6 protein-coding genes and 1 pseudogene are annotated in these 8,387 nt (G+C 65.5%); 5 read left to right on the plus strand and 2 right to left on the minus strand.

Translation table 11 applies throughout. From position 1 onward, the window contains the following. A partial coding sequence (locus ABIV12_RS06760; protein ID WP_348057559.1) for a VWA domain-containing protein occupies positions 1–776 on the minus strand: 776 nt, incomplete at its 3' end. Here ABIV12_RS06760 and ABIV12_RS06765 point away from each other — a divergent pair. Then, complete coding sequence (locus ABIV12_RS06765) at positions 775–1,050, plus strand: hypothetical protein (protein WP_348057561.1); 276 nt, start codon at positions 775–777, stop codon at positions 1,048–1,050. The two genes, ABIV12_RS06760 and ABIV12_RS06765, sit on opposite strands and share 2 nt — an antisense overlap. On the opposite strand, the pseudogene ABIV12_RS06770 reads toward ABIV12_RS06765, so the two are convergent. Beyond that, positions 1,013–2,026, minus strand: a pseudogene (locus tag ABIV12_RS06770) (membrane dipeptidase); the annotation flags it as partial. The gene ABIV12_RS06765 and the pseudogene ABIV12_RS06770 sit on opposite strands and share 38 nt — an antisense overlap. Before the next feature lie 323 nt (positions 2,027–2,349). Here ABIV12_RS06770 and ABIV12_RS06775 point away from each other — a divergent pair. The 4 genes from ABIV12_RS06775 to ABIV12_RS06790 form a co-directional block, all read left to right on the plus strand. Further along, positions 2,350–3,090 (plus strand): ATP-binding cassette domain-containing protein, encoded by a 741-nt coding sequence (locus ABIV12_RS06775; protein ID WP_348057563.1) that lies wholly within the window; start codon positions 2,350–2,352, stop codon positions 3,088–3,090. Next, on the plus strand, positions 3,087–4,571 hold the full coding sequence (locus ABIV12_RS06780; protein WP_348057565.1) for a glycine betaine ABC transporter substrate-binding protein: 1,485 nt from the start codon (positions 3,087–3,089) through the stop codon (positions 4,569–4,571). Before ABIV12_RS06775 ends, ABIV12_RS06780 begins: the two co-directional genes overlap by 4 nt. A 144-nt stretch (positions 4,572–4,715) precedes the next feature. Beyond that, entirely contained in the window at positions 4,716–7,061 is a 2,346-nt protein-coding gene (locus ABIV12_RS06785; protein ID WP_348057567.1) for a winged helix-turn-helix domain-containing protein, read from the plus strand. 197 nt (positions 7,062–7,258) lie between these two features. Continuing rightward, the coding region (locus tag ABIV12_RS06790; RefSeq protein ID WP_348057569.1) for a hypothetical protein at positions 7,259–8,387 on the plus strand (1,129 nt) is incomplete at its 3' end.

Raw genomic sequence — 8,387 nt, forward strand, 5'->3', positions numbered from 1 at the left:
GCGTAGTCGAGATAGCTGCTGTCCTTCGCGCCAACGGGCACGAACGTCACGTAGTCGCCTTGATCCGCCGGGCCGCTCCACGCCACGACGACTTCACTCGCGATCGCCATCGCGCCCTGTGCGGCGACAGTCGCGCTGGCGGCCGGCGGTGGTGGTTCGGTGCTCGCAGTGACTGCGCCGGCGATTGCCGCACCGAGTTCCTCGGCATTGCGCGCGTTGAAGTAGCGACCCCCGGTGTTCTCTGCAAGGCAACGCAACTGTGCCTGGTGTTTCGGATCGCCGACATCGAAGCCAATCACGTGCGCGGTGAAATCGACGCCACTCTTTTCGAGCTCGGCGCCGACCGCGCAAGGATCGAGGTTGCACGTTTCCTCGCCGTCGGACACGAGGATCACGGTGGCCTTTTGTTCGCTCGATTTGAGCGCTTCGGCCGCATGCCTGACGGCGGCCGACAGCGGGGTCATTCCCTTTGCATTGAGATTGTTGACCGTGGAAAGAAATGCCGTGCGGTTCAGCGGACCGGGTTGGATCAACGTTTCGATGTCGTTGCAGTCACCCTTGCGACGATGTCCGTAGGCGACCAGCCCGATCGTGTTGTCGGACTTCCAGCTGCCGAGGACGTCGGCGACAGTTGCGCGCGCGATCTCCACCTTGGTCTTGCCGGCGATCTGGCCCCACATCGAGCCCGATGCATCAAGCACAAGCATGATGTTTTCTCCGGCAAGCACCGGCGTGGAGGTGAGGGCAAGCAGCACCGCGCAGACAATCGATCGCATGACAACTCCTGAATATTTGAGCCGCATGATAGGGCTTCTTGCGTCGACGATGACCTCGACTGCAGCCGATCGCGACTGTGCGCCAATTCACGCTTCTGAAGCCCATGTTCACTTCGGCGCCGCGAAGCGTCGTTCGACCGTGCGTGTAGGCGAAGACTGGGAACGCCGTCCAGGATCGTTGCCCGTTCGTCCACCGGATTCGATCTTCAGCGATGATTTTGATGAAGTCGAGTCGATCAGCGCTTCGGACGATCCACGTTTGACGATGAGGTGAACGTCCTCGCCACCGCATCAGCCTGGTCGAGCACGCGCAGGAAATTTTCGCCGGCGACCTTGCGCAAGTCGGCATCACTCCAGCCACGACCGGCGAGTTCCTTGAGCAGGTTCGGGAATTTGGAAACGTCCTCGAGACCGGTCACGGTGAAATCGATGCCGTCGAAATCGCTGCCCAAGCCGACATGGTCGATTCCGGCAATGTTGCGCACGTGCTCGATGTGATCGGCGACATCCGCGACTGTGACGGAGGGCTGCGGGTTTGCCGCTTCCCACGCATCCATGGCGGGCCGGGACGCTTCGCGATCGCCACCGTTCTTCGCGAGCACACCGGTTGCGAAAACGCCGCCGGCGTCGTACCAGTCGGCAAATTCCTTGCGCGTGAATTCCGGCACGAAGGAGACCATGACGACGCCGCCATTGGCGGTCAGGCGCCGCAGTACATCGTCGGGCACATTGCGCGAAACATCGCAGAGCGCAGCCGCGGAGGAATGACTGAAGATCACTGGCGCGATCGCCTGGTCGAGCACGTCGCGCGCGGTGTCGGCTGATGCGTGCGAGAGGTCGACAAGGATCGCGTTCTCCTGCATCCAGCGCACGGTTTTCGCGCCTTGCGGCGAAAGACCGCCGAACCGCGCGGGTCCCGCATGTCCGTCGGCAAGCGCGGTGGGTTCGCTGTAGGCGAGGATGTCCGAGCGCAGGCCTTCCGCTGCGAGGCGCCTGATTGTTGCTTCATCGACGCTGATTCGATCCGGATCTTCCAGCGCGATCAGGACCGCGAGGCGACCCGAGCGGTGGATGGCGCGGATCTCTTCGGACGTTCGCGCCATCGCCACCCGATCCGGATAGCGAGTGGCCATGTCGCGCGTGAAATCGAGACCCTTGAGTGTGCCGTCGAGACCGGGCTCCGAATCGAGCCAACCCGCATTGGGCAACTGCGCACCGACACCACCCAGTTTCCAGCGTGGCAGGCCGGTGTGGCCTTCACGCGAGCACCGATGTCATACGCGTCATGACCACGCGGACATCCGTCCCGACACGCGTGGTCGTGGATATGCAGATCGTTGTGGCCGTCGACCAGCGGAGTCTGCCGAAGCACACGGGCGACCCTCGCATCGATCGACCCGGCGATGGGCGGGGTTCGTCTGCGCTCGCAGGCAAATCGACTCCATCCGATCCGCGCGAGACCATCGTCGAAGATGCGCATCGCCGTCCGGCCCGCATGCCTCCCCAGTCGACGTGCGCGTCGCGGCACGCTACAAGAGGCAACGCGATTCGCGCGCACGGCGACAGGCAGGGCATGTTTGAACTCGACAATGTGACCTTGCGTCACGGCGACCGCGCGGCGATTGACGCAGTCAGTCTGGCGTTCCCGACCGGGTCGGTCAGTGCAGTGATCGGCAGCAGCGGATCGGGCAAGTCGACGCTGTTGCGGTTGCTGCTGGGGCTCGAATTGCCCGATGTGGGAGAAGTGCGCATCGACGACGTTCCTCTTCAAGCGTCGGACGTGCTCGCCGTGCGCCGACGCATCGGCTACGTGATCCAGGACGGCGGCCTGTTCCCGCATCTCGGCGTGCGCGACAACCTTGCGCTGCTGCCGCACATGCTCGGCTGGAGCGACGCGCGCATCGACGAACGGGCGGACTTCCTCGCGTCGCTGACGCATTTTCCGAGCGATGCGTTGCGCCGTTTTCCAGCCGAACTCTCCGGCGGCCAGCGCCAGCGCGTTGCCCTGATGCGCGCACTCATGCTCGATCCTCCGGCACTGTTGCTGGACGAGCCGTTTTGCGCGCTCGATCCGATCGTGCGCCACGAGTTGCAGGACGAACTCGCGGAGATCTTTCGTTCGCTCGACAAGACCGTCGTGCTGGTGACGCACGACGTTGCGGAAGCGGCATTTCTGGCGTCCAGGCTGATCCTGCTGCGTGACGGCCGAGTCGTGCAGGATGGGTGCGTCGACGATTTCATGGAGCGACCGGCGGATCCGTTTGTCAGTCAATTCATCGCAGCGCAGCGTCAGCTGCCCGGGAGGACGCGATGAGCGCGCCGCGGGTGATTGCCGCGCTCTGCGGTTTCATGGCGCTGTCATTCGCCGACGCAGCGCCCGTGCAGGTCGGATCGAAGAATTTCACCGAATCGATCGTGCTCGCCGAGATCGTCCGCGCGCAAGCACAGCGCGACGGCGTGTCGGTTGACCATCGGCAGGCACTCGGCGGCACGCGCATCCTGTGGCGTGCGCTGGAAGAGGGCAGCATTGATCTGTATCCCGAATACACCGGAACGCTGACACGCGAACTGGTGCCGGGAATCGATCCGAACGCAGACCTTGCGACGATCCGGCGAGCGCTGGAGCCGAAGGGCATCGGCGTCAGCGAATCGCTCGGATTCGAGGACGGCTATGCGCTCGGCATGCGCGAGGATGTCGCGGCGCGCGACTCGATCGCCACGATCTCCGACTTGCGCCGTCGTCCCGATCTGCGCTTCGGCCTGTCGAGCGAATTTGTCGATCGTGAGGACGGCTGGCCCGGTTTGAAACGCGCATACGCACTGCCGCAAACGGTACGCGGGATGGATCACGATCTTGCTTATCGCGCGCTGGCAGACGATGCGGTCGACGTGGTGGACCTTTACACCACCGACGCCCAGATTCCCTACCGTCACCTGCGCGTGCTCCAGGACGATCGGCATTACTTTCCCGGCTATCAGGCGGTGCTCGTCTACCGACTGCAGGCGTTGCGTGACACGCCCGCATTGAAGGCAACGATCGACGCGCTCGCGGGACGCATCGACGTCGACGCGATGCGTGCGATGAACGCAGAGGTCACGCTGACGCGACGCTCCGAGCGAGCGGTTGCCGCCGCTTTTCTCGGTCTTGCACAGCCGTCGGCCACCGATGGCGGTCGTTTTCAGCGAATCATGCAGCGCACGCTCGAGCACCTGGTGCTGGTCGGTGTGTCGCTGTCGCTGGCGATCCTGGTGGCACTGCCGCTCGGCGTTTTCGCGGCGCGGAGGCGGCGGCTCGGGCAGCTCGTCATCGCGGCCACCGGCATCCTGCAGACCGTCCCGTCGCTCGCAATGTTTGTCTTCATGATTCCGCTGTTCGGCATCGGTGCGGCGCCCGCTGTCGCCGCGTTGTTTTTCTACAGCCTGCTGCCGATCGTGCGCAACACACACGCCGGCCTGGTCGGCATCGCTCCCGAACTGCGCGAGTCCGCTGCGGCACTTGGCTTGCCGCCGCATGTGCGACTGCGGCGGATCGAACTGCCGCTCGCGACGCGTTCAATCCTCGCCGGCATCAAGACTGCGGCGGTGATCAACGTCGGTACCGCAACCCTGGGTGCGCTGATCGGAGCAGGTGGCTACGGCCAGCCGATCATCACCGGCATCCGCCTCGACGACCTCGGCCTCATCCTCGAAGGCGCGGTGCCTGCAGCCGTGCTTGCACTGCTGGTGCAGGGCGTGTTCGAGGCGGCGGAGCGCTGGTTGACGCCGCGAGGCCTTCGACTGGCAGCGCGCGAGTAGGCGTCCCAGGCGCGACCGCAGTGCGAATGGCTCCACCCTGCAGCCACAGTCCGGTACAGTCCCGGATCTGGCTTCGCTGCCGGTTCCCGCCTCCGCAGCAGGGCTGGACACGGGTTCGACAATGCGGATGGCACTCGTCACTCCATGGCTTCACGGCACTATCGTTTCGCCCCCTTCGAACTGGACGCGCTCGCGCGTGAACTGCGCGAAGGCAATCGGCCCGTCGCACTTCCTCTGAAGTCGTTCGACTGCCTCGTCTACCTGATCGAGCATCGCGATCGCGCGGTCGGGCGCGACGAGCTGATCAGTGCGGTGTGGGGCCGCGCCGACGTCAGTGACGCACTGCTCGGGCAGACCCTCGCTCGCGCGCGACGCGCGATCGGCGATACCGGCGACGTGCAAGGCGCCATTCGTACGGTTCCGCGCTTCGGATACCACTGGGTCAAGCCGATCGACGTGGTCGAAGCGGTGCCGACGGTATCGCCCGCGAAGCCAGACGTCGACGTCGTGCAAGCGGCGCCGGAGGCGCGGTCGTCCAGCACGCCGCCGTCTCATGCTTCCCGTCGCTACCCTGCCATCCTGCTGCTTGCACTTCTCGCACTCGGCGTTGCCGTTGCGCTGGTCGTCATCGACCGCCGCCGCGACGCGATGCCGACTGCCGTCGTGGTGCCTCCGGATCTGGTGCTCGTGCTGCCGGTCGCCGTCTCCGACGCGGATCCGCGATCCCGCTGGCTGCGCTTCGGAGCCATGGACTATCTCGCGTCGCGCGTGCGCGAGCGTGCACACGTTCCGGTGCTTCCAACCGAGCAGACCATCGCATTCATCGGCGATCGCAGCGCCGCGGTGCTGGCCGATCCGGCAGAGCGCTCTCGTCTCGCACGCGATGTCGGTGCGTCGCGGATCATCGCATCGCGCATTTCGCACGAAGCAGGCAGCTGGTCGTTCGTGCTCGACGTGCAGGACGCCGAGAAGACGACGACGTTCCGTGGTGTGGCCGACACTCCGCTGCAGGCCGCGGACGTCGCGCTTGGCGAGTTCTTCGTGCGGAGCGGGATCGGAGATCCGGCTGAGCCGCTGCAGCGCCCGACGCTGATCGAATTGCAGCAGCGCATCGACGCCGCATTTCTCGATGGTGATCTCGAGCAGGCCGCCGAAACCATTGAATCGGCGCCGCTCGATCTGCAAAAGGATCCGGCCATCGTCGTGCGTGGCGCGGAGATCGACGAGCGCGCCGGCCGCGAGGAGCCCGCGCAGAGAGGTTTCGCGACGTTGGCGGACAACGCGGAGAACGTTCCGCCCGATGTGCTTGCACGGGCACGCTACGGACTGTGCACACTCGCGTTCCAGCGCAATGATCTGGCATCCGCGGGTCAACTGTGCCGCGATTCGCTCGCCGCCCTCGCCGATCACCCGGATCCGATGCTGCTCGGCCGTGCCCACATGCTGAGCGCCGTCATCGACGAAAAAAGCGGTCGATTCGACACGGCGATGGCGGGCTTTGGCCTCGCGCGCATCGAATGGCGTCGCGCTGGCAATCTTCCCGGCGAGGCGAGCGTGGATGGCAACGAGGCAATGGCCGAATCGCGGCGCGGTCGCTTCGCCGAAGCGATCGCCGCATTCGACCGCGCCATCGCGGTGTTTGCGCGCTTCGGCGTGCAGGATCACATGGCATCGACGTTGTCCGCGAAATCCGACACGCAGCGGATGATGCTCGATTTCGACGACGCGCTCGCCACCAGCGCTCAGGCGTGGCAGATGACGCCGCGGATCGGCAACGAGATGACCGTGCGTGCGATCGCCTATTCGCAACTGCTGGCGTTGCTGGTCAACGGACGACTCGACGAAGCCGGGCGTCTGCTCGACCGGTTCGATGCAGGGATCGACGCGCCACCGGAGTTCGTGGTGCTGCGGCGGCAGTGGCTGGCGGAACAGGGGCGCTACTCCGAGGCGATCGTCGGAGCGGACGCTCTGATCGATTCGTTGATGACTCCGGGCGCGCCGAGCGGCGATGAGCGGCTCTCCGGGACCGTCGACCTGCTCGTCGATGCCGCTCTTGGCGCCGGTGACACTCGCCTCGCCATCCATCTGCTCAAGCGACTGCAGGACGCGGGTGCGCAGCCCGAAGACGCCGACCGGTCATTCGTGATTGCTCTCAGCGCGGCGCGCATTGCTGCCGCGACCGGCGACACCGGAGCTGCCGACGCGCACTTTGACTCTGCACTCGCCAGCGCGCTCGGGATCAACCGGCCGGACCAGATCGTCGCAGCAGGGTCGCCGTACCTGCTGTATCTGTTGAGCGGTCGCCGGATGGAGGACGCGAAGCGCGTCGCCGGGCGTCTGGCGCTGTTTGCCGACAAGGACTACGCCGCCGCCCGGGCGATGGTGAAGTTCCATGAACAGGTCGGCGACCGGCGTTCCGCCGAAACGCTCCAGGCACGTATTCCGCAACTTGCCGGGCAGAGGGCGCATGTGCTGACACCGCTGCACTGACACCCGATTGATGCGACCCACAGCCCGTCGATGGCGCAGGTTCGCCCGATGTCATGACTCTGTCATCGCGCGTTGATGACGGTTTGACGTCTCCGGCGGCGCCGGCGCTACGCTGATCCGCGCCACTGTCGCGCGGTCGGAGCATCGACCTGCACGCCGTGTCCTGTCCCTTCGCAAGCCTTGAGGATCCGTCCCCGATGAAACGTGTTTCATTCGCTGCTGCCGCAACGTCGTCCATCCGCAGGGTGCTGGCGGGATCGTTGACCTTCGCCGTCCTCGCCGCTCTGCCGATCGCCTCGGCGTCCGAGCATGTACCGGCGGCGCAGGTGCTCCACGCGGCGGCCAGTCCGTCGGGCAACGCTGGTCTCTCCCTTCACGTCGGCCTCGCCGCCGACGATGGCCAGCCCGACACGTGCGGCACGTCGACGACCCTCGCGGTGCGCGTGGGCGATGCGGTCAACTTCTGCTACACGGTGACGAACACCTCGACGATGACGTTGTCCTATCACTCGCTGATCGACAGCGTCGACGGCGCCATCTTCAGCCTGCTGCACCACGATGTCGCGGCCGGCACGAGCTACCAGTTCAACCGGATCGTTGCCGCGCGCGCCGATGCGAGCACGTACACCGCAACCTGGACCGCGCAGGACCTCGCTCCCGGCTACGCCGCCCAGCCCGTCACCCCGGCCTTCGTCGACATCAGCGGGACGGGCGCGTCCCTGATGCTTGCGGACGATGCGGCCACTGGCGTCACGTTGCCGTTTGCGTTCACCCTGTATGACACCACGTCGGACCTCGTGACGATCGGCAACAACGGCACGCTCGTCCTCGGCACGCTCAATGGTGCCAGCTTCGCCTTCAACGATCCGATTCCGTATGAGCCCGACATCTTCATGGGCGGCCCGCTGATCCTGCCGTTCTGGGACGACATGGCTGATTCGAGCGGCGGCGTCTGGTGGCAGGCAATCGGAACGGCGCCACATCGTCAGGTCGTCGTCCAGTGGCGGCGCACACACTTCCAGCAAACCGGCGGTGCACCCGTCGATTTCGAAGTGCTGCTCGGCGAGGACGGCTCTCTCGCATTCCAGTACGGCAACACCGCGTTCGGCGACCCGGCCAACAGCGACTGGGACAACGGCGGCAGCGCGACGATCGCGTTGCAGAACATCGATGCGTCGATCGGCAACCAGTACTCGTTCAATGCACCGAGTCTCACATCGCCCGACGCGATCAGCTGGGTCGTCACCGATCCAACCGTGTTCGACGCGAGCGCAACCGCGACTCTCGAAGTATCGCCTGCACTGATTCCGCCGACGATCACCGTCA

Source organism: Dokdonella sp. (genome assembly GCF_039926425.1).
In the GTDB taxonomy this organism is placed as follows: domain Bacteria; phylum Pseudomonadota; class Gammaproteobacteria; order Xanthomonadales; family Rhodanobacteraceae; genus Dokdonella_A.